Source organism: Pedococcus aerophilus, assembly GCF_039532215.1.
Lineage (GTDB): Bacteria > Actinomycetota > Actinomycetes > Actinomycetales > Dermatophilaceae > Pedococcus > Pedococcus aerophilus.
In genome coordinates, this window is record NZ_BAAARN010000001.1 from 2,115,995 (window position 1) to 2,135,478 (window position 19,484).

The window sequence follows — 19,484 nt, forward strand, 5'->3', positions numbered from 1 at the left end:
GCCGAAAGGTAAAGGTTCTCCCAAGTCTGCCGGTCAGGAGCCCACGAACGGACGTTTGCGGGCGTTTGCTGACAAGTTGACCTGTGGACGCCGGCTCAGACGGCGGGGACGGTGGCCGGGTGCTCGGTCAGGAAGTCGCCCGCGACCTTGATGAGGACGTCGTTCGCCTCGGTCTCGCCGATCGTCGCGCGGACACCGTCGTCGCCGTACTGGCGCAGCGTCAGACCGGCTTCCTGGGCGGCGGCGGCGAACGCGCCCGAGCGGTCCCCGAGGCCGAACCACACGAAGTTGGCCTCGGTGTCGGCGATGAACCAGCCCTGGCCGCGCAGCGCCTCGACGACGCGGGCGCGCTCGGCGACGAGCTGGTCGACCCGCTCCTTGAGCTCGTCGAAGGCCTCGAGCGAGGCGATCGCGGCAGCCTGCGCGATCGAGTTCACCCCGAACGGCGTGGCCGTCTTGCGGAGGGCACCGGCGACCTCGGGGTGCGCCACGGCATACCCGACCCGCAGGCCGGCCAGGCCGTAGGCCTTGGAGAAGGTGCGCAGCACCATGACGTTCGGGCGGTCGCGGTAGAGCTCCAGGGACCGGGGGGCGTCCTCGCCGGTGACGAACTCGACGTACGCCTCGTCGATCACCACGAGCACGCGCGAGGGCACCTGCTCGAGGAACCGCTCGAGCTCGGTGTGGGTGACCATCGGACCGGTGGGGTTGTTGGGGGTGCAGACGATGACGACCTTGGTGCGGTCGGTGATCGCCGCGCGCATGGCGTCGAGGCGGTGGCGCTCGTGGTCGTCGAGACCGACCTTGACCGAGGTCGCCCCCGCCAGCGCGGTGACGATGGGGTAGGCCTCGAAGGACCGCCAGGCGTGGACGACCTCGTCACCCGCGTCGCACGTGGCCGCGATGACCTGTCCGAGGACGCCGACCGAGCCGGTGCCCGTCGCGATGTGCTCGGCCGGGACGCCCAGGCTCTGCGCGAGCGCGTCCGTGAGCGCGGTGACCGCCATGTCGGGGTAGCGGTTGACGCTGCCGGCCGCCTCGCGGATCACCTCGAGGACCGAGGGCAGCGGGGGGAACGGGTTCTCGTTGGAGGAGACCTTGTATGCCGCGACACCCTCGGGTGCCGAGGCCGGCTTCCCCGGCACGTAGGCGGGCACCTGGTCGAGGGCGCTGCGCAGCTGGACGTCGGAGTCGCGGGCCGTGTCACTCATGGTCACCACCCTAGGTGGCCGCCTCCGAACGGGTCATCCGGACGACCGACCCCGCACCCCACCGGGCGCGGGGGTGCCGCAGTTGTGTGAGGATTCGGGGCGCGCAGGAGGGTGCGCCAGTGGTGTCAGCGGTATCGGGGGAGGTGGACCATGGGGGACGGGCGACCGGGCGAGGCCGAGCTGTTCGACCTCCTGCGTCGCGCCACCCAGCTGACCGCAGACGTCAACGCCCTCGCGCTGGACCACCTCCAGGGCCGGACGACTGACGGTTTCCGGCTCCTCGGAGCCGGCCTGGAGCAGACCGACGCCGGCTTCATCGCCCTCGAGGCGTCCTGCACGCGTCAGCTCGCCAGCGTGATGCCGGTCCTGCCGTTCGACCCGTGGGGGCCCGGCCCCACCCTCGACGAGCGCTCCCGACGCCGGGGCATCGAGATCCTGTCGGTCTACAGCCGGCGCAGCCTCACGGTGAACCCGCTCCTGTCCTCGATGGACCCCAGCGTCCGGATCGGCCACGCCGTCATCACCATGTGGGTGGTCGACCGGGCCCGCGTCGTGCTCCCCGGCCCCCTCACCGCGGACGGCGCCCCCACGCTCTTCACCGCCGTGAACCCCTCTGTGCTCGAGCCGTCCCTGGAGCTGTGGGACCTCATCTTCGCGTCGTCCGCGCCCGTCCTCGCCGAGGACGAACAAGCCCCGTTCACCCCACGCCAGGTCCGGGTCGCCATCCTCATGGCCCGCGGGGCCAAGGACGCCAGCATGGCCCGCGAGCTGGGGGTGTCGGTCCGCACGGTCGTGTCCGACGTGGCCCAGCTCGTCTCCAAGCTCGGTGCCACCAGTCGGGTCGACGCCGTTCTGGCCCTCCGACGGGGCCGCGGGCGGGTCTGAGGTCCGGCGCGACCCCGGACTTGCGTGTTCACGCAACCCGGGTGCGTTCCCTCGACCTCGGGGCCTTCGTGCTGTCACAGTATCCGTCGGCGACTTCCACCGGGGGGACGGATGTCGCCGCAGGACCCGCAGACCACTTCGTGCAGGGGCAGGTGGCGGGTCCGCAAACGCCGCGAGGCCGCACCCCCCACCGGGGTGCGGCCTCGTCGTGCGAGCGGGGGTGTGTCAGTCGTCGTCCCCGTCGGGCAGGACCCAGTTGAGGACCATCGAGACGATGGTGACGACCAGGGCACCGAGGACGGCGTCCCAGAAGAACTCGTCGATGGTGAAGCTCAGGCCGAGCGGCTCGGAGATCCACTCGGTGAGCTGGAGCATGAACGCGTTGACGATGAAGGTGAACAGCCCGAGCGTCAGGATGATGAACGGGAAGCTCAGGAGCTTGGCGATGGGCTTGACGACGGCGTTGACGATGCCGAAGACGACGGCCACGAGCAGCACCGTCGCGAACTTCGACCCGAACTTGCCGTCGCCGAAGCCGATGCCGGGGAGCAGCCACGCCGCCACCCAGAGGGCGACCGCGTTGACCGCGACCTTGATGAGGAAGTTCATGGCTCGATCCTCCCAGATCACTCCACGTGGCGCCGGGACGTGACGACCCGGAAGCGGCTGGCCACGAACGCGGCGTCCGTGTATGCGGCGTTGGCGGCCGGGTTGGCGCCGGTCCCGTGGAAGTCGGAGAAGGCTGCGGTCTGGTTGACGAAGACCTGGCCGGTGAGGTTCTCCGACAGCGCGACCCCGGCGTCGGCAGCGGCGTCACGGGCCGCGTCGAGGACGTCCTCGTCGGTCGAGTAGACCGCTGCTGTCATTGCGCCGTGCTCGCGGACGGTGTCGCGGAACTGCGCCAGCGACTGGTCGGTCCCCGAGGTGGCGATGAGGAAGGTGACCGGACCGAAGCACTCCTGCGTGTAGATGTCCTCGCGGCTCGCGTCGAGGCTGACCAGCCCCGGGGCACGGACCACGGCATCAGGCCAGGTCGGGTGGGCGACCGCCCGGGAGTCGAGGACGACCGTGCCGTCCGCCTCCTCGGCGAGGTCGGCGAGGCCACCGGCGTTGGCACGCACGCCGTCGTTGACCGTCGCACCGAGGAGCTCGACGGCCTTGGCGTCGTCGCCGGTGAGCTTGCCGACCGCAGCCGCGAGCTTCTCGCCGAACTCCTCGAAGGACACCGGTCCCTCGTCGGTGCTGATGCCCTCGCGCGGGACGTAGATGTTCTGCGGGGTGGTGCACATCTGGCCGGAGTAGAGCGTCAGCGAGAACGCGAGGTTGCCCAGGACGCCGCGCAGGTTGTCGGTCGAGTCGACGACGATCGAGTTCACGCCGGCCTTCTCGGTGTAGACGAGCTTGCCGCTGGCCGCACCGGCCTCCTCGAGCCACGCGCCGAACGCCGGGCCACCGGTGTAGTCGATGATCCGCACCTCGTCCCGCTCCGCGAGCACCTTGGCCAGGCCCTCGCCGTCGGCCTCGGGGGCGAGCTGCACGAGGTCGGGGCTGAAGCCTGCGGCGGCCAGCACCTCACGGGCCACGGCGACCGAGATCGCCAGCGGCAGGATCGCGTGCGGGTGCGGCTTGACGATGACGGGGTTGCCGGTGACCAGCGAGGCGAAGATCCCGGGGTAGGCGTTCCACGTCGGGAAGGTGTTGCAGCCGATGACGAGCGCGAGCCCGCGCGGCACGATCCGGTAGTCCTTCTGCATCCGCAGGAGCGCCGGGTTGCCCTGGCGGTCCTTGCCCGGCTTCTCCCAGACGACGGAGGCCGGGACGCGCTCCTGCTCGACGAGGCCGGCGACGACCGCCTCGAGGGCGCGGTCCTGGGCGTGCGGCCCGGCTGCCTGGAACGCCATGACGAACGGCTGCCCGGTCGTGTGCATGACCGAGTGCGCGATCTCGAACGAGCGGCGGTTGATCCCCTCGATGATCTCCACGCAGACCGCCGCCCGCGTGCGGGCGCCGGCGTCGCGCCATACCGGCATCGCCTCCTCGGCTGCCGCCACCGCGGCGTCGAGGTCGAGGTGGGGATAGGTGATCCCCAGCGCGGGGCCGTAGGGCGAGGTCTCCTCGCCGACCCACGCACCGTCCGTGGCCACCGTGCCGAGGGCGCCGAACGCCTTGTCCAGCAAGGACTCGTATGCCGCCTGGCCGTCGGCTGCGGCCGACTCACCGTAGACACGGGGCGAGGGGGACTCGGGGTAGCGGGAGAAGTACGAGCGGGCGGCGAGCGCGGCGGTGGCCTGCTCGAGGACGTCCGCGTGCTTCGCGACGAGGGGGTGGGTGCTGCCGGAGCCTTCGTGGGACTCGGTGGACTGCGTGGGCGCCGTTGCCTGGGTCATGGCGTCATCGTAGGCGCGGCTCCCTCGGCGACCGACCAGCGATGATGGGGCGATGGGCGACGACGAGGTGGACGACGAGATTGACTTGGCGCACGTACGGCGGATGTGGGCGGACGACGAGGCCTCCCGCGGACTCGGCATGGAGGCGGTCGTCGTGGAGCTCGACCACGCCGTCGTCCGGATGGAGGTCACGCCGGCCATGGTGAACGGCCACGCGATCGCCCACGGCGGGTTCGTCTTCACGCTGGCCGACTCGGCGTTCGCCCTCGCGTGCAACAGCGGCGGGACGCTGACAGTGGCCGCCGGGGCCGACATCACGTTCGTCACGGCAGGTCGTCTCGGGGACGTGCTCGTCGCCGAGGCGCACCAGCGTCGGACGTTCGGTCGCAGCGGGCTGACCGATGTGACGGTGACGCGCGAGTCTGACGGCGCGGTGGTGGCCGAATTCCGCGGCCGCTCGAGGAGCCTGCCGCCCCGGTGACCTCGAACCGCCCGCCGACTCTGACCTGCTGACCCGGTGGTGGGGCGCCCAGAGCGGGAGCGGCAGTGAGGTGTGCGCGACGCTATGCAGTGCCCCTGAGGATGGGGCAGTACATAGCGTCGCGACTCCCCCACATCGACCTGGCCGGCCCGATTGCGTAGCGGCTCGTCCACAGCGCCTCTCGTCCGCGAACGTTGTCCCCAGGCCGGTTGGACGCCTCACCACGACGTCGTGACCGCGGGCCAGGGTGTCGTGATGGCGTACGAGAGTCGCGAGGACAAGCTCGCCCGGTGGGACCGTGAGCTCGGGGAGGCGCGCGCCGCCCTCACTCTCGGCGAGTCCATCGTGATGGCGTTGCGCGACGGGCGGGCGACGTCCGGGGCAAGCCAGCGCGACCGCGCCGAGGCGACGGGCCTGAGCAAGAGCACCGTCGCCCGGCTCGAGTCGGACCCGGGGCGTCTCAAGCTCGACGACGTGGTCACCGCGAGGTACGGCTACGACCTGCCGAGCCCCGAGTGGACCTGGTACCGGCGAGGTCGTAGCGGCTGGCAGATCTCGACGAGCGTGGCGTCCGATTTGTCCCTAGGGTCCGGGCAGGCCGACACCGACCGTGCCGCGCCCCGACCACCGGAGGATCCATGCGCCCACTGAGAACCCTCGCCGCCGCCGTGGCGGTCACCGCAGCCGTCGCCCTCGTGCCGTCCACCTCGGCCAGCGCGCAGGCGCCCACCGCTGCCCCGACCGCACCGACCGCACCGACCGCGCCGACCGCGCCCACCAAGGGGCCGTGCGCGTACACGCCGATGGAGGACACGACGTACTCGACCTTCGTCGGCCTGCCGCAGGACCCGCGCCACACGCCGGACCGCGGCACCACGGGCGTCACCCTGCGGACCAACCGGGGCGACATCCCCCTCGTGCTCGACAAGGCCGCGGCGCCCTGCACCGTGCAGAGCTTCGCGTTCCTCACCCGGGCGAAGTACTTCGACGACACCATCTGCCACCGGCTGACCTCCTACACGACCCCGCCCGCAGCCCTGTCGGTCCTGCAGTGCGGCGACCCGCTCGGCACCGGCTGGGGCGACCCGGGCTACTCCTTCAAGGACGAGCTCGACTCCGCCCGAGCGCTGGAGAACTGGCCCGGCTTCCCCGACGGCAGCCGCAAGGTCTACCCGCGGGGCACCCTCGCCATGGCCAACGCCGGGCCAGACACCAACGGCAGCCAGTTCTTCCTCGTCTACCGCGACTCCCGGCTGCGCCCCGACTACACGGTGTTCGGCCACGTCAGTGAGGAGGGGATGAAGGTCCTCGACCGGATCGCCGCCGGTGGCATCGACCCCGGCACCGAGGGCACACCGGAGGACGGGATCCCGGCCCTGCGCACCGAGATCGAGCGCGCCCGGTTCAGCGGCCACGGTGGTCCGCACGGTCGGTGAGCCCGACGTCCGCCGCCGGTTCCCCAGCCACGCCTCGCGTCCTCGCCCCGGGGGCCACGCGGCCCGCCCCTCGGGTGGGCGTGGCTGGGAGCCGGTGGCACGCAATACGGTGAGGTCATGCGCGTCTTGGTCACCGGCGGTGCCGGGTTCATCGGGTCCCACACCGTCGTCCAGCTGGCGGCGGCCGGGCACGAGGTCGTCGTCATCGACAGCTTCGCCAACTCCAAGCCCACGGTCGTGCCGCGGCTCGAGTCGCTCATCGGTGGACCGCTCGAGGTCCACGCGTTCGACCTGACCGACCGCGACAAGACCGAGAACCTGTTCGCCGAGCGCAAGTTCGACGCGGTGATCCACTTCGCCGGGCTCAAGGCCGTCGGCGAGAGCGTCGAGGTCCCGCTGGAGTACTACCAGAACAACCTCGACTCGACCTTCGCGCTGGTGCGCGCGATGCAGCGCCACGGCTGCCACAAGCTCGTCTTCTCCTCGTCGGCGACCGTGTACGGCGACAGCGCCGAGCCGCCGTTCACCGAGGACCTGCCCACGTCGGCCACCAATCCGTACGGCTGGACCAAGGTGATGATCGAGCAGGTGCTGCGCGACGTCGCCCGCACCGACGACCGTTGGCGGATCGCGCTGCTGCGCTACTTCAACCCCGTCGGCGCGCACTCCTCCGGCACGATCGGCGAGGACCCGCAGGGCATCCCCAACAACCTCATGCCGTTCATCGCCCAGGTCGCGGTCGGGACGCGCGAGAAGCTCAACGTGTTCGGCGACGACTACCCGACGCCGGACGGCACGGCCCTGCGCGACTACATCCACGTCGAGGACCTCGCCGCGGGGCACCTCGCCGCACTCACCCGGCTCGGCACCACCGACGAGGTCGTCTCGACGTGGAACCTCGGCACCGGCCACGGGACGAGCGTCCTGGAGGTGCTGCACGCGTTCGAGAAGGCCTGCGGCCACGAGCTCCCGCACGAGGTCGTCGGCCGTCGGGCCGGCGACATCGCCGCGTCCTACGCCGACCCGACCCGCGCCGAGAACGAGCTGGGCTGGAAGGCGACCCGCACCATCGAGGACATGTGCGCCGACCAGTGGCGCTGGCAGCGCGACAACCCGGTGGGCTACCCCGACTGAGCCGCCCGCACGACCCAGTCGAAGAGGGCCTGCTGGTGGGACACGGTCGCGGCGTCGACCTCGGGGTGCCACTGCACGGCGACCACCCGTCCGTCGGCCGACTCCATCGCCTCGACACAGCCGTCCTCGGTCGTGGCCGACAGCAGGTAGCCCTCGGCAAGCCGGTCGCAGGCCTGGTGGTGGTTGGACCAGCCACCACGCCGTAGCCCCCCACCATCGGTGGCCATGACGCGCTCGAGCAGGGTGCCGGGGACGACGTCCACGTCGTGGGGGTTGTTCGCGTGGGGGACCGTGGTCTCGTCGTAGTGCTGGTGGATCGTCCCGCCGAGCACGATGTTGAGCACCTGCATGCCGCGGCAGATGGCGAGCACCGGCAGCCCGGCCTCCACGGCTGCCCGGGTCACCGCGACGTCGGCGGCGTCCTGCTCGGCCGGCGGGTGGGACTCCTGCGGATGGACGTCGGGCACCCCGAACGGCCGCAGGTCCAGGTCGTCGCCGCCCTGGAGCACCACGGCGTCGGCGCGGGCCACGAGGTCCCGGGCTCGCTCGAGGGTGTCGGGCCACGCGAGCAGCGGCTCTCCCCCGGCGCGGGTGATCGCGTCGACCAGGGTGCGCGGTGCGAAGACGCCCGGACGCTCCCGTCCCTCGATCACCCCCGCCCAGCGAGCGGGCACGAGGACGAGCGGACGCGGCATACCGACGACCCTAACGAGCGGCCCGCCGGGGTGGGATGCGGCTCACAGCGGGTCGGGACCTTCGCCCCTGCCGAGTTGCCTACGACGGGGCGTAGTATGTACTACGTACCGTAGTAGTGCCCCGTAGTCGTGCAGAGAACCCCGGAGCCCCGATGGACAACCTCGACCTGGCCAGGTGGCAGTTCGCCATCACCACCGTCTACCACTTCCTGTTCGTGCCGGTGACGATCGGCCTGTCGGCCCTCGTCGCCTGGTACCACTCGTCGTGGGTACGGCGCCGCCGCCAGGACGACCTGCGGCTCGCCAAGTTCTTCGGCAAGCTCTTCACGATCAACTTCGCCCTCGGGCTGGTCACCGGGATCGTGCAGGAGTTCCAGTTCGGGATGAACTGGTCCGACTACAGCCGTTTCGTCGGCGACATCTTCGGGGCGCCGCTGGCGATCGAGGCGCTCCTGGCGTTCTTCCTCGAGTCGACCTTCCTCGGCCTGTGGATCTTCGGCTGGGGGCGCATCCCGGAGAAGCTGCACGCCGCCTGCATGTGGATCGTGCACGTCGGCACGCTGCTCTCCGCCTACTTCATCCTCAGCGCCAACTCGTTCATGCAGAACCCCGTGGGGTACCGCCTCAACCCCGAGACCCAGCGGGCCGAGCTCACCGACTTCGTCGCGGTCCTCACCAACAAGGTCCAGCTGGTGACGTTCCCCCACGTCGTCGCCGCGGCCTACCTGGTCGGTGGTGCGGTCGTCATGGCGGTCGCGCTGTGGCACCTGCGTCGCGTGGACGTCGGTCGCGACGAGGGCATGTACCGCCGGGCCACCCGGCTGGGCGCCGTGGTCACCCTCGTCGCCGGGCTCGGCCTGGCCGTGACGGGCGACATCCAGGGCAAGATCATGACCGACGTCCAGCCCATGAAGATGGCTGCGGCCGAGGCGTTGTACGAGAGCTCGGACGGCAACGCACCGCTCTCGCTGTTGACGGTCGGCTCGCTCGACGGCAGCGAGGAGAAGTTCGCCGTCACCGTCCCCGGGCTGCTGAGCTTCCTCGCGACCGGCCACTTCGACGGCAGCGTCCAGGGCATCAACGAGCTCAAGGCGGAGTACGCCCAGAAGTACGGCACCGGCAACCCGCTCACCGTGGACGCGACCTACACGCCCAACATCCCGCTGTCCTACTGGAGCTTCCGGCTGATGATCGGCGTCGGGATGGCCGCCTGCCTCATCGCCCTCATGGTCCTGTGGACGACGCGCGGCGACCGCATCCCACGGGCTCGCTGGTGGCAGTGGGTCATCCTCGCGACACCGCTGCTGCCCATCCTCGGCAACAGCTTCGGGTGGATCTTCACCGAGGCCGGCCGCCAGCCATGGCTCGTCTTCGGCGTGATGTCCACGAGCACCGGTGTCTCCCCGTCCGTCTCGGCCGGCGAGGTCGTGACGTCGATGGTCGTCTACACGCTGCTCTACGGCGTGCTCGCGGTCATCGAGGTGAAGCTCTTCCTGACGTACCTGCGCGCCGGGGCCCCACCGTTCGAGGAGCCCGTGGTCGCCGCCGACCAGGACGACGACGCGCCCCTCGCCTTCGCCTACTGACCACCCCCGCCGACCGACCTGCTGACTGACTGACTGACTGACTGACTGACTGACTGACTGAAAAGGATTGCACCGCAATGGAACTCAGCACCGTGTGGTTCATCATCATCGCCGTCCTGTGGACCGGCTACTTCGTCCTCGAGGGCTTCGACTTCGGTGTCGGGATGCTGCTGCCCGTCCTCGGGCGGGGCAAGGACGCCGAGACGACCGAGAAGCGCCGCCGGGTCATGATCAACACCATCGGCCCCGTCTGGGACGGCAACGAGGTGTGGGTGCTCACCGCCGGAGGCGCGACGTTCGCGGCGTTCCCGCACTGGTACGCCACGATGTTCAGCGCCTTCTACCTCCCGCTGCTGCTCATCCTCGTCGCCCTCATCGTGCGCAACCTCGGGTTCGACTACCGCGGCAAGCGTGACGACGCGCAGTGGCGGGCCCGGTGGGACGCGGCGATCATCGTCGGCTCGGCGGTCTCTGCCCTCTTGTGGGGCGTCGCCCTGACCAACGTGGTGCGTGGACTGCCGATCGACGCGAGCAAGGAGTTCACGGGCAACCTCTTCACCCTGCTCAACCCGGTGTCGCTGCTCGGCGGCCTCGTGACCGTGGGGCTGTTCCTCACCCACGGCGCGTTGTTCGTGGCCCTCAAGACGACCGGCCCCATCCGCGCGGATGCGCGCGGCATCGCCACGAGGACCGGAGCCGTGACGGCGGTGCTCGCCGTCGGCCTGCTCGCGATCCTGGGGGCGGCCGACGGGAACCCCGGCTCGTGGGTGACGACGGTGGTCGCTGCCGGGGCCCTCGTCGCCGCGCTGACCGCCAACCTGCGGGGCCGGGAGGGGTGGGCCTTCGTCGGCACCTTCGTCACCATCGCGATGGCGGTGGCGACCTACTTCCTGCTCCTGTTCCCCGACGTCATGCCCAGCACCCTCGACACCGCCTGGTCCCTGACGACCGCGAACGCCTCGAGCACGCCCTACACGTTGGAGATCATGACCTGGGTGGCCGTCGTGTTCACCCCGATCGTCCTGCTCTACCAGTCGTGGACGTACTGGGTCTTCCGCAAGCGCATCGGGACCCAGCACATCCCGGCGGCCGGCCCCACCCCGACGACGCCGGACGCCCCGACGACCACACCGACGACCACCCCGTCGACCACCCCGTCGACTGGGCCGTCGGCTCCCTCCCCCGAGCCCAGCGTCCGCTGATGCGCCCGTTCGACCCCCAGGTGCTGCGGGCCCTGCCCGAGGCCCGACGTCCGCTGGCCGTCCTGGCGGCCGTGGGCGTGGCGCAGGGCGTCGCGACCGTCGCGACCGCCTTCGCCCTGTCCTCCGTCGTGGTCGCGGTGGTGAGGGGGACACCGCTCGGTGAGCCCGCGGCATACCTCGTCGGCCTGTTCGTGGTCCGGGGCGTGCTCGCCCTCACGGGCGAGCGGGTGGCTGCCTCGGCCGGCGCGGCGGTGAGCGCGGGTGCACGCACCCGGTTGCTGCGGCACTGGGCCGAAGCGCCTGCCGGGCGTCGGCCGGACCCTGCGCAGGCCCTCGTGCTGGCCGACCAGGGGGCGACGAGCATCGAGCCCTACGTCGCCCGCTTCCTGCCCGCCCTGGTCTCGGCCGCCGTCGTCCCGGGGCTGGCGGTCGTGGTCCTCGCATTCGTCGACTGGCCGAGTGCACTGGTCGTCGTCCTCACGCTGCCGCTGCTCCCCCTCTTCGCCGCGCTCATCGGTGCGACGACGCGGGATGCGACGCAACGCCGCTGGCAAGCCCTGGCCGGGCTCTCCGGGCACTTCCTCGACGTGGTGCGTGGACTGCCGACGCTGGCGGCGTACGGCCGCGCCGAGCGCCAGACCGCGGTCATCGGCGAGGTGAGCCAGCGCCACCGTCGCGCGACCATGGCGACCCTGCGGCTGGCGTTCCTCAGCTCTGCGGCCCTGGAGCTGCTCGCGACGATCTGCGTCGCGATCGTCGCGGTCATCGTGGGGCTGCGGCTGTCGCACGGCGGCATGGAGCTCGGGACCGCTCTCGTGGCGATCCTCCTGGCGCCGGAGGCGTACTGGCCGGTGCGGCGGGTGGGCGCGGAGTTCCACAGCGCCGCCGACGGCGCCACCGCCCTCCTCGAGGTCACCCGGCACCTGGCCGACCCCGATCTGGCCTCGGCACGGGCCGTCCCCGCCAGCACCCTCCTCGAGACCGTCCCCACGGCCGCTCGGGTCGAGGTCCACGGCCTCGGTCACACCCACCCCGGGGCGACCCACCCGGTGCTGCACGGGTTGGAGCTCACCGCCGGCGTCGGCCTGACCGTGGTCACCGGGCCGTCGGGGGTCGGGAAGTCGACCCTCCTGGCCCTCGTCGCCGGACTGCGCACCCCGACCCACGGGACCATCACCAGCCCGGCCGCCCACCTCGTGACGCAGCGACCCTTCCTCACCCCCGACAGCATCCGCACCAACCTCACCCTCGGGGGCGATCCGGCCACGGGCAACGAGGCCCTGTGGGCGGCGCTGCGCCAGGTCGGGCTCGACGGCCCCGTCGCCGCGCTGCCCGACGGACTCGACTCGCCCCTCGGCGATGACGGGCGAGGTCTGTCCGCCGGGCAGCGGGCCCGGCTGGTGCTCGCCCGTGCCACGTTGAGCGAAGCCACCGTCCTGCTGCTCGACGAGCCCACGGCCCACCTCGACCCGACCAGCGCCGCCCTGGCGCACGAGGTCATCGCCGCCCTCGCCGAACGTCGCTGCGTGATCGCCGTGACCCACCGCCCCGAGCTCGTGGCCCTCGCCGACCGGCACGTCCACCTCCAGCCGGTCGGGGTGCCGGCATGACCGGCCGCCGACCGGGGCTGCGGCTGGCCTCCCCCCGCACCGTCCTCGCCGGTGTCATCGGCGCCGGGGCCCTCGGCTCGGGCGTCGCCCTCACCGCGACCTCGGGGTGGTTGATCGTCCGGGCGGCCGAGCGTCCCGTCATCCTCACCCTGCTCACCGCGATCGTCGCCGTCCGGGCGTTCGGCATGGCGCGTCCCCTCCTGCGCCACTGGGAGCGCCTGCGCTCGCACGACGCAGCCCTGGACGACCTCGCCCACGCCCGCACCGACGTGTATGCGGCCCTGGTGCCGCTGACCCCGGCGCGCCTGCCGCGCCACGGTCGGGCAGCGGTGCTCCACGGGGTGGTGGACGACGTCACCGACCGGGTCGAGGCCCAGGTCCGCGTCACCGTGCCGGTGGTCGCGGTCGGCGTCACGGGGCTGGGCACCGTGGCGCTGTGCTCGGTCGTCGAGCCCCGGGCGGGTGCTGTCGTCGCAGCGCTCCTGGGCGTGGTCCTGCTCGTCACCGCCCTCGCCTGGCGGGTCGAGACGCGCAGCCAGGTCGAGCTCGGCGAGGCGCGGGCAGAGCTGACGCAGGTCAGCGAGCTCGTCGCCGCACAGGCCGACGAGCTGCGCGCCATCGGGGCCACCGGCAGCGCACTCGGCCGGCTCGACGTGGCGCACCGGTCCGTGGCGCGGTGCACCCGGCGGCAGGCCTGGGGGCGCGCCGTCGCCGCAGGGGTCCTCCCGCTGGCCACGGCCCTGGCGACCCTCGGGTGTGCCCTCGCGGCCCGCGGGAGTGGGCACTCCGACCCGGTGCTCGCCCTGCTCGTGCTGGCACCGTTCGCGCTGGCCGAGGTGTTCGGGCCGCTGCCGGACGTCGCCCGGTCGTGGGCCCGCGCCCGCTCCAGCGCCGCCCGCCTCGAGTCGCTGCTCGACGCCTCCCCCGCCGTCGTCGACAGCCTCCCTCCTGACGGCCTCCCTCCTGACGGCGTCCCGAGCGCGACGTCCCAAGGGCGCAGGCTGTTGCCCGGGGGCGTCCCACGCCTGGAGCTGCGGGGCGTCAGCGCCACGTGGGACGGCACGCGCGACCACCTCCCCACGACCGACCTCGACGTGTACCCCGGCTCGGTCCAGGCCGTGGTCGGTCCCAGTGGCTGCGGCAAGTCGACCCTGTTGGCCGTCCTCGCCCGGCAGCTCGACCCGTCGGACGGCCGGTACCTCGTCGACGGGACAGACGTCCGTGACCTGCCGGCTGCGACAGTGCGCGACCTCGTCGCGGTCGTCGACGACGAGCCTCACGTCTTCGCGACCAGCCTCAGGGAGAACCTGCGACTGGCCCGCCCCGACGCCGACGACGCCGCCATCGTGCGAGCCCTGCGCGATGCCGGTCTCGGTGGGTGGTTCGACGCCCTGTCGGACGGGCTCCAGACCGCCCTCGGCAGCGGTGGGCAGGGCGTCAGCGGTGGGGAGCGCGCCCGGCTGTCGATCGCCCGCGCCCTGCTGTCCGGCCGTCCGGTGCTGCTCCTCGACGAACCCGTCGCGCACCTCGACCACCCCACAGCGGTCGCCGTCCTGCGCGACCTCCTGCGCTGCCGCGGAGGGCGGACCGTGGTGGTGGTCAGCCACCGCCCGGAGGGGCTCACCGACGCGGACGGCATCATGGACCTGACGCGCCCGGAGGTCGGGCTCGTCGGACAGGTGGGATGAGGATGCCGCACAAGGCGATCAACAAGCTCGGTGAGCTCGAGCGCGCCGTCATGGACGCCGTCTGGCAGGCCGGTGCCGAGGGTCGGTCGCCGCTGTCGGTCCGCGCCGTCCACGACGAGCTCAGCCGCAGCCGGGACCTCGCGTACACGACCGTGATGACCGTGATGGGTCGCCTGGCGGAAGCCGGCCTGCTCACGCAGGAGCGCAGCGGGCGGGCCTACCTGTATGCCGCGGCCGACTCCCGCGAGGAGCTCACCGCCACCTCGATGCGGGACCAGCTCAGCGGGATGGCCGCCCGGGACCGCCGGACGGCGATGCTGCACTTCCTGGGCGACGCCTCCCCGGACGAGATCGCCGACCTCAAGGCGGCCCTCGCCGAGGTCGAGCAGCGGCACGCGGCCCGGGAGTCCTGACCTGGCCGGCAGCGCCGCTCCTGCCGCTGCCACGGTCGCCCTGGCCGTGGCCGCCGGGCTGTTCGCCGGGCCCGGGCCACGGGTGATGGCCGGGCTGACCCGGTTCAGGCGGGCGCCGTTCGAGGCGCTCGTCGTCTGGCAGTGCGTCTCGCTCGCGGGGGTCCTGTCGGCGCTGGCCGTCGCCCCGGCGGCGGTCGCCGGCGCTCGCCTCCCGGCGTGGGCCACGCTGGCGGCCCTCGCGTTCAGTGCCGCGATGCTCGCCCGGGTGCTGTGGTCCGGCCACCGCGTCGGCACCCGGCTGCGCAGCGAGCGGCGGCGGCACCGGGAGCTCGTCGACGCGCTCGGCACCCACGACTCCCGGACGGCAGCCCTGGCCGGCCGCGAGGTCCGCGTCCTCGCCCACCCCACGCCCACGGCATACTGCCTGCCCGGTCGGCGCCAACGCGTGGTCCTCACCGAGGGCACCCTGCTGGCACTGCCGGCCGAGGAACTCGCTGCCGTGCTCGCCCACGAGCGCGAGCACCTGCGCGCCCGGCACGACCTCGTCCTCGAGTTCTTCGCCGTGCTCCACGAAGCGGTGCCGTCCCGGCTCCGGGCGGTCGAGGCGCTGCGCGAGGTCCGGCTGCTCGTCGAGGTGCTGGCCGACCGGGCTGCCCGCCGGGCAGCCGGACCGCTGCCGCTCGCCCGCGCGCTCGTCTCGCTCGCCGGCGGTGCGCACCCGGACACGGCGCTGGGCGCGACCGACGCCGACCCGGTCGATGACGATCCCGTGGACGGGCGTTCTCTTCCTACGGCCCCAGGGACACGCTCGGGGACACGCTCGGGGACACGCTCGGCGACCCGGGACCGGATGCTGCTCCTCACCGAGCCCGACGCCCCGCTGGCCCTGCGGGGCGTCATGCTGGTGTTCGCCCTCGTCGTGCTGGCAACCCCCGTCACACTGCTGGCCGTCGCGGTGGGCTGAATCGCGGCAGGGTTGAATGGCGCCATGAGTGCCAAGCCCTACCGCGTGACCGTCGTCTGCACCGGCAACATCTGCCGCTCCCCCATGGGGGAGTTCCTGCTGCGCGAGCGGTTCGCCGACGCCGGGCTGCAGGACGAGGTCGTCGTCGACTCGGCCGGCACCCACTCCTGGGAGGTCGGCAACCCCGCCGACCCCCGCACCCTCGCGGTCCTGGCCCGCAACGGGCACGAGGACCTCGGCGGCCGCGACCACGTGGCGCGCAAGTTCGAGCGGTCGTGGTTCGACGAGGTCGACCTCGTCCTCGCGGCCGACGCCGGCCACCACCGTGAGCTGACCAAGCTCGCCCGCACCGACGAGCAGCGCGCCAAGATCCGGATGTTCCGCTCGTTCGACCCCGTCTCGGTCGGCGATGACGACCTCGACATGGACGACCCCTGGTACGGCGACGACAGCTCCTTCGACCAGACCTACGCCGAGATCACCGCCGCGGCGGACGGCGTCGTGGAGCACGTACGGCGCGAGCTCACCTCCCGCCGCGCCTGACCTCCGCCCGCCGCGCCTGACCTTCGCCCGCCGCGGGTCCCTACGCCGCAGACCGGAATAGTTGAAAACGAAACGATGTTGCGGTGGCATGACCACGATGAGCAGCATGACGACGCCGTTCAGCCTCCGCCTGGCCCTCGCCGAGGGACTCGCCGACCGCGGTGACCACGCGTCCGCGGCTGCCGCCTTCGCGGAGCTCGTCGACGAGGCCACCCGCGAGGACGTCGGGCACGGCACCACCGCGCTGCGCACCTCGTTGGCCCGCGCCTACTTCGGCTCCGCCCAGCTCGGCCGCGCCGAATCGGTGCTGCGCGAGCTGGTCGACGAGTCGCCGGACGACGGGTACCTGCACCTGCTGCTCGGCCGCACCCTGCAGCGCCAGCGTCGCCACGACGACGCCCGCCGCCACCTGACCCTGGCTGCCGTCCTCGGTGACCACGAGCGCCCCACCGCCTACGGTGAGGCTCGGGTCTCCTGAGCCCCGGCCGGGACCACCCCGCCTGAGAGGACGACGATGACCGACTACGGACACGAGCTGGAGTTCGGGATCTTCCCGAGCCCGGATGCCGACCGCTTCCCCGAGACCCTCGCGATGGCCGAGGCGGCGGACGTCGGCGGCCTCGACCTGGTGACGATCCAGGACCACCCGTACCAGGCGAAGCACCTCGACGCCTGGACCCTGCTGTCGGTCATCGCCGCCCGCACGACGTCGGTCCGGGTGGCCCCGAACGTCGCCAACCTGCCGCTGCGCCCGCCGGTCGTCCTGGCCCGCAGCGTCGCGACGCTGGACCAGCTGAGCGGCGGTCGGGTGGAGCTGGGCCTCGGGACCGGGGCGTTCTGGGACGCGATCGTCGCCGCCGGCGGCCCGCGCCGCACCCCCGGCGAGGCGGTCGAAGCCCTCGAGGAGGCGATCGCCGTGATCCGCGGCCTCTGGTCCGGTCGGGGCTCGGTCACCGTCGACGGCGACCACTACCCCGTCAAGGGCCTGCACGCCGGTCCGGCCCCGGCCCACGACGTGGCCATCTGGCTCGGTGCCTACAAGCCGCGGATGCTCCGCGTCACCGGTCGGCTCGCCGACGGCTGGCTCCCGAGCATGGGGTACGCCGCGCCGGAGGCCCTGTCGGCGATGAACGCCACCCTCGACGAGGCGGCCGTCAAGGCCGGGCGCTCACCGGTCGACATCCGCCGGCTCTACAACATCCACGGCCGGTTCGGGTCGGGCGCCGGACTGCTCGAGGGCCAGCCGCGCGACTGGGCCGAGCAGCTCGCCGAGATCACGCTCGACCAGGGCATGAGCACGTACATCCTCGCGGTGAGCAGCCTCGACGACGTCGAGCGGTTCGCCACCGAGGTGGCGCCGCTGACCCGAGAGCTCGTCGACGCCGAGCGAGCACGCGCCGCCACCCGTCCGGACGAGGACGGCTCGACCGACGAGAGCCTCACCGGAACCGAACCGACCAGCACCGCAGGGGGATTCGCCGAGGAGCCGTCCTCGCAGGGACGGCCGCTCGAGGTCCGCGCCACGACGGCGCCCGGCACGCAGGTGCCCGCCGACGTCTGGGACGAGTCCACCCGGCCGAGTGCGCCCGTCGACCCGGACGAGCGGTTCACGGCCAGCCAGCAGGCGACCGGCCAGCACCTCGTCGACGTCCACGACCACCTGCGCGGCGAGCTCGAACGCCTCCGCGACGTCGTCGAGCAGGTGGCCCAGGGAGAGACGGACGCCGGGCGCGCTCGCAACATCATCAACGAGCTCACGATGCGCCAGAACAACTGGACTCTCGGGGCGTACTGCGCCTCCTACTGCCGCGTCGTCACCGGCCACCACACGCTCGAGGACCGTTCGGTGTTCCCGCACCTGCGCCACAGCGACCCGCAGCTCGCCCCGGTGATCGACCGGCTCGAGGCGGAGCACCACGTCATCCACGACGTCCTGGAGAAGGTCGACCACGCCCTCGTGCAGATGGTCTCCGGCGAGCGGGGCACCTCGGTGGTGCGCGAGGCCGTCGACCTGCTCAGCGCGACGCTGCTCTCACACCTGTCCTACGAGGAGCGCGAGCTCATCCCCGCCCTCTCCCGCCACGGCTTCAGCTGAGCGGGCCCCGCGAACACGGCTCCGCGCCATACCCCTCCTGGGAGGTATGGCGCGGAGTCTCGCGTCGCGTGGAGAAGATCAGACGGTGATCGAGCGGTGGCGCTGGCCGACGCCGGCGGTGCCGTACGGGTAGTCGTCCGCCTGCGGGGCGCTGACCGTGCTGAGCCTGTCGAGCTGCTCGGTGGTCAGGTCGAGGTCGGCGGCCGCGAGGTTGTCGGTGAGCTGGGTGACGTTGCGGGCACCGAGGATGACCGAGGTGACCGCGGGCTGCGCGGCGACCCACGCCAGCGCGACCTGCGCCGAGCTGACCCCGGCCTCCTTCGCGACCTCGCCGACGGCGTCGATGACCGCCCAGGTGCGCTCCTGCTCGTTCCGCGGGCCGTACGCCTCCATGCCGCGCTCCGGGTCCTCCCCGAGACGGGACTCACCGGTCGGGGTGGTGTCGCGCTGATACTTGCCGGTCAGCCAGCCACCGGCCAGCGGCGACCACGGCAGCATCCCGAGGCCACCGTCGAGGCACGCCGGGACGACCTCGTGCTCGATGTCGCGGACCAGCAGGTTGTACTGCGGCTGCAGCGTGACCGGTGGGGTCCAGCCGTGCTCGCGCGCGGTGTGGACGGCCTTGGTGACCTGGTAGCCGAGGTAGTTCGAGAAGCCGTAGTAGGAGATCTTGCCTGCGCTCACGGCGTCGTCGAGGAAGCGCAGCGTCTCCTCGAGCGGGGTCACTGCGTCCCAGGCGTGCATCTGGTAGAGGTCGATGTGGTCGACGTCGAGCCGGGTCAGGGACGCGTCGAGGGCCTGGCGCAGGTGGCGACGGGACAGGCCCTGGTCGTTGTTGCCCTGGCCCATGGCGAAGCGGCCCTTGGTGGTGATGACGAGGTTCTTGGCGTCGTCGGGGTGGGCCTTGAGCCAGCGCCCGATGATCTCCTCCGAGACGCCGGTCGAGTAGACGTCGGCGGTGTCGAGGAACGTGCCGCCCGCCTCGACGTAGGCCGTGATGATGTCGCCGGAGGTGGCTTCGTCGGCCTCCGCCCCGAAGGTCATCGTGCCGAGGCACTGGGTGGAGACGACGGTGCCGCTGGATCCGAGTGTGGTGTAGCGCATGGGTTCCACCGTATGTCGCGTGGCTCCGGCCCGCTCGGCAGTGGGGAACC

At 72.3% G+C, this 19,484-nt stretch carries 19 protein-coding genes; 14 read left to right on the plus strand and 5 right to left on the minus strand.

Annotated elements, in window-relative coordinates; translation table 11 throughout:
* Nucleotides 1-95 precede the first annotated feature (95 nt).
* Complete coding sequence (gene hisC, locus ABD286_RS10060) at nucleotides 96-1,211, minus strand: histidinol-phosphate transaminase (RefSeq protein ID WP_344192745.1); 1,116 nt, start codon at nucleotides 1,209-1,211, stop codon at nucleotides 96-98.
* 150 nt (nucleotides 1,212-1,361) lie between these two features.
* Between hisC and ABD286_RS10065 the strand changes: the two genes are divergently transcribed.
* Entirely contained in the window at nucleotides 1,362-2,096 is a 735-nt protein-coding gene (locus ABD286_RS10065; RefSeq protein WP_344192747.1) for a helix-turn-helix transcriptional regulator, read from the plus strand.
* A gap of 225 nt (nucleotides 2,097-2,321) precedes the next feature.
* Here the strand turns inward: ABD286_RS10065 and ABD286_RS10070 are convergent, their stop codons facing one another.
* Together ABD286_RS10070 and paaN are read right to left on the minus strand one after the other, a co-directional pair.
* Nucleotides 2,322-2,705 carry a phage holin family protein gene (locus ABD286_RS10070; protein ID WP_344192749.1) on the minus strand — a complete coding sequence of 128 codons (384 nt, stop codon included), beginning with the start codon at nucleotides 2,703-2,705 and terminating at the stop codon, nucleotides 2,322-2,324.
* A gap of 17 nt (nucleotides 2,706-2,722) precedes the next feature.
* Entirely contained in the window at nucleotides 2,723-4,483 is a 1,761-nt protein-coding gene (gene paaN / locus ABD286_RS10075) for a phenylacetic acid degradation protein PaaN (RefSeq protein ID WP_344192751.1), read from the minus strand.
* A 52-nt stretch (nucleotides 4,484-4,535) separates the two neighbouring features.
* On the opposite strand from paaN, the gene paaI reads away from it, so the two are divergent.
* The 4 genes from paaI to galE all read left to right on the plus strand — a co-directional run bounded on the left by paaI (nucleotide 4,536) and on the right by galE (nucleotide 7,534).
* Nucleotides 4,536-4,964: a hydroxyphenylacetyl-CoA thioesterase PaaI gene (paaI, locus tag ABD286_RS10080; RefSeq protein ID WP_344192753.1), complete on the plus strand. Its 429-nt coding sequence runs from the start codon at nucleotides 4,536-4,538 to the stop codon at nucleotides 4,962-4,964.
* 255 nt (nucleotides 4,965-5,219) lie between these two features.
* Nucleotides 5,220-5,615 (plus strand): helix-turn-helix domain-containing protein, encoded by a 396-nt coding sequence (locus tag ABD286_RS10085; protein ID WP_344192755.1) that lies wholly within the window; start codon nucleotides 5,220-5,222, stop codon nucleotides 5,613-5,615.
* Nucleotides 5,603-6,400, plus strand: a complete 798-nt coding sequence (locus ABD286_RS10090) for a peptidylprolyl isomerase (protein ID WP_344192757.1) — start codon at nucleotides 5,603-5,605, stop codon at nucleotides 6,398-6,400. Before ABD286_RS10085 ends, ABD286_RS10090 begins: the two co-directional genes overlap by 13 nt.
* A gap of 117 nt (nucleotides 6,401-6,517) precedes the next feature.
* Complete coding sequence (gene galE / locus ABD286_RS10095; protein WP_344192759.1) at nucleotides 6,518-7,534, plus strand: UDP-glucose 4-epimerase GalE; 1,017 nt, start codon at nucleotides 6,518-6,520, stop codon at nucleotides 7,532-7,534.
* On the opposite strand, the gene ABD286_RS10100 is transcribed toward galE, so the two are convergent.
* Nucleotides 7,522-8,229, minus strand: coding sequence for a gamma-glutamyl-gamma-aminobutyrate hydrolase family protein (locus ABD286_RS10100; RefSeq protein WP_344192761.1), 708 nt, complete (start codon nucleotides 8,227-8,229; stop codon nucleotides 7,522-7,524). The two genes, galE and ABD286_RS10100, sit on opposite strands and share 13 nt — an antisense overlap.
* 152 nt (nucleotides 8,230-8,381) lie before the next feature.
* On the opposite strand from ABD286_RS10100, the gene ABD286_RS10105 reads away from it, so the two are divergent.
* The 9 genes from ABD286_RS10105 (at nucleotide 8,382) to ABD286_RS10145 (ending at nucleotide 18,330) form a co-directional block, all read left to right on the plus strand.
* The gene (locus ABD286_RS10105) at nucleotides 8,382-9,815 is read left to right on the plus strand and encodes a cytochrome ubiquinol oxidase subunit I (protein WP_344192763.1); all 1,434 of its coding nucleotides are present in this window, start codon (nucleotides 8,382-8,384) and stop codon (nucleotides 9,813-9,815) included.
* A 77-nt stretch (nucleotides 9,816-9,892) separates the two neighbouring features.
* A complete protein-coding gene (cydB, locus tag ABD286_RS10110) occupies nucleotides 9,893-11,017 on the plus strand; it encodes a cytochrome d ubiquinol oxidase subunit II (protein ID WP_344192765.1) in 1,125 nt (374 codons plus the stop codon).
* Nucleotides 11,017-12,627, plus strand: coding sequence for a thiol reductant ABC exporter subunit CydD (gene cydD, locus ABD286_RS10115; RefSeq protein ID WP_344192767.1), 1,611 nt, complete (start codon nucleotides 11,017-11,019; stop codon nucleotides 12,625-12,627). Before cydB ends, cydD begins: the two co-directional genes overlap by 1 nt.
* The gene (cydC, locus tag ABD286_RS10120) at nucleotides 12,624-14,315 is read left to right on the plus strand and encodes a thiol reductant ABC exporter subunit CydC (RefSeq protein ID WP_344192769.1); all 1,692 of its coding nucleotides are present in this window, start codon (nucleotides 12,624-12,626) and stop codon (nucleotides 14,313-14,315) included. The genes cydD and cydC overlap by 4 nt, the downstream gene beginning before the upstream one ends.
* On the plus strand, nucleotides 14,312-14,728 hold the full coding sequence (locus tag ABD286_RS10125; RefSeq protein WP_344192771.1) for a BlaI/MecI/CopY family transcriptional regulator: 417 nt from the start codon (nucleotides 14,312-14,314) through the stop codon (nucleotides 14,726-14,728). Before cydC ends, ABD286_RS10125 begins: the two co-directional genes overlap by 4 nt.
* Before the next feature lie 46 nt (nucleotides 14,729-14,774).
* Nucleotides 14,775-15,692, plus strand: coding sequence for a M56 family metallopeptidase (locus tag ABD286_RS10130; RefSeq protein WP_344192773.1), 918 nt, complete (start codon nucleotides 14,775-14,777; stop codon nucleotides 15,690-15,692).
* 24 nt (nucleotides 15,693-15,716) lie between these two features.
* A complete protein-coding gene (locus ABD286_RS10135; protein WP_344192775.1) occupies nucleotides 15,717-16,235 on the plus strand; it encodes a low molecular weight protein-tyrosine-phosphatase in 519 nt (172 codons plus the stop codon).
* Between the two features lie 88 nt (nucleotides 16,236-16,323).
* A complete protein-coding gene (locus ABD286_RS10140) occupies nucleotides 16,324-16,713 on the plus strand; it encodes a tetratricopeptide repeat protein (protein WP_344192777.1) in 390 nt (129 codons plus the stop codon).
* A gap of 36 nt (nucleotides 16,714-16,749) precedes the next feature.
* Entirely contained in the window at nucleotides 16,750-18,330 is a 1,581-nt protein-coding gene (locus ABD286_RS10145; protein WP_344192779.1) for an LLM class flavin-dependent oxidoreductase, read from the plus strand.
* A gap of 78 nt (nucleotides 18,331-18,408) precedes the next feature.
* On the opposite strand, the gene ABD286_RS10150 is transcribed toward ABD286_RS10145, so the two are convergent.
* A complete protein-coding gene (locus ABD286_RS10150) occupies nucleotides 18,409-19,434 on the minus strand; it encodes an aldo/keto reductase (RefSeq protein WP_344192781.1) in 1,026 nt (341 codons plus the stop codon).
* Nucleotides 19,435-19,484 lie beyond the last annotated feature (50 nt).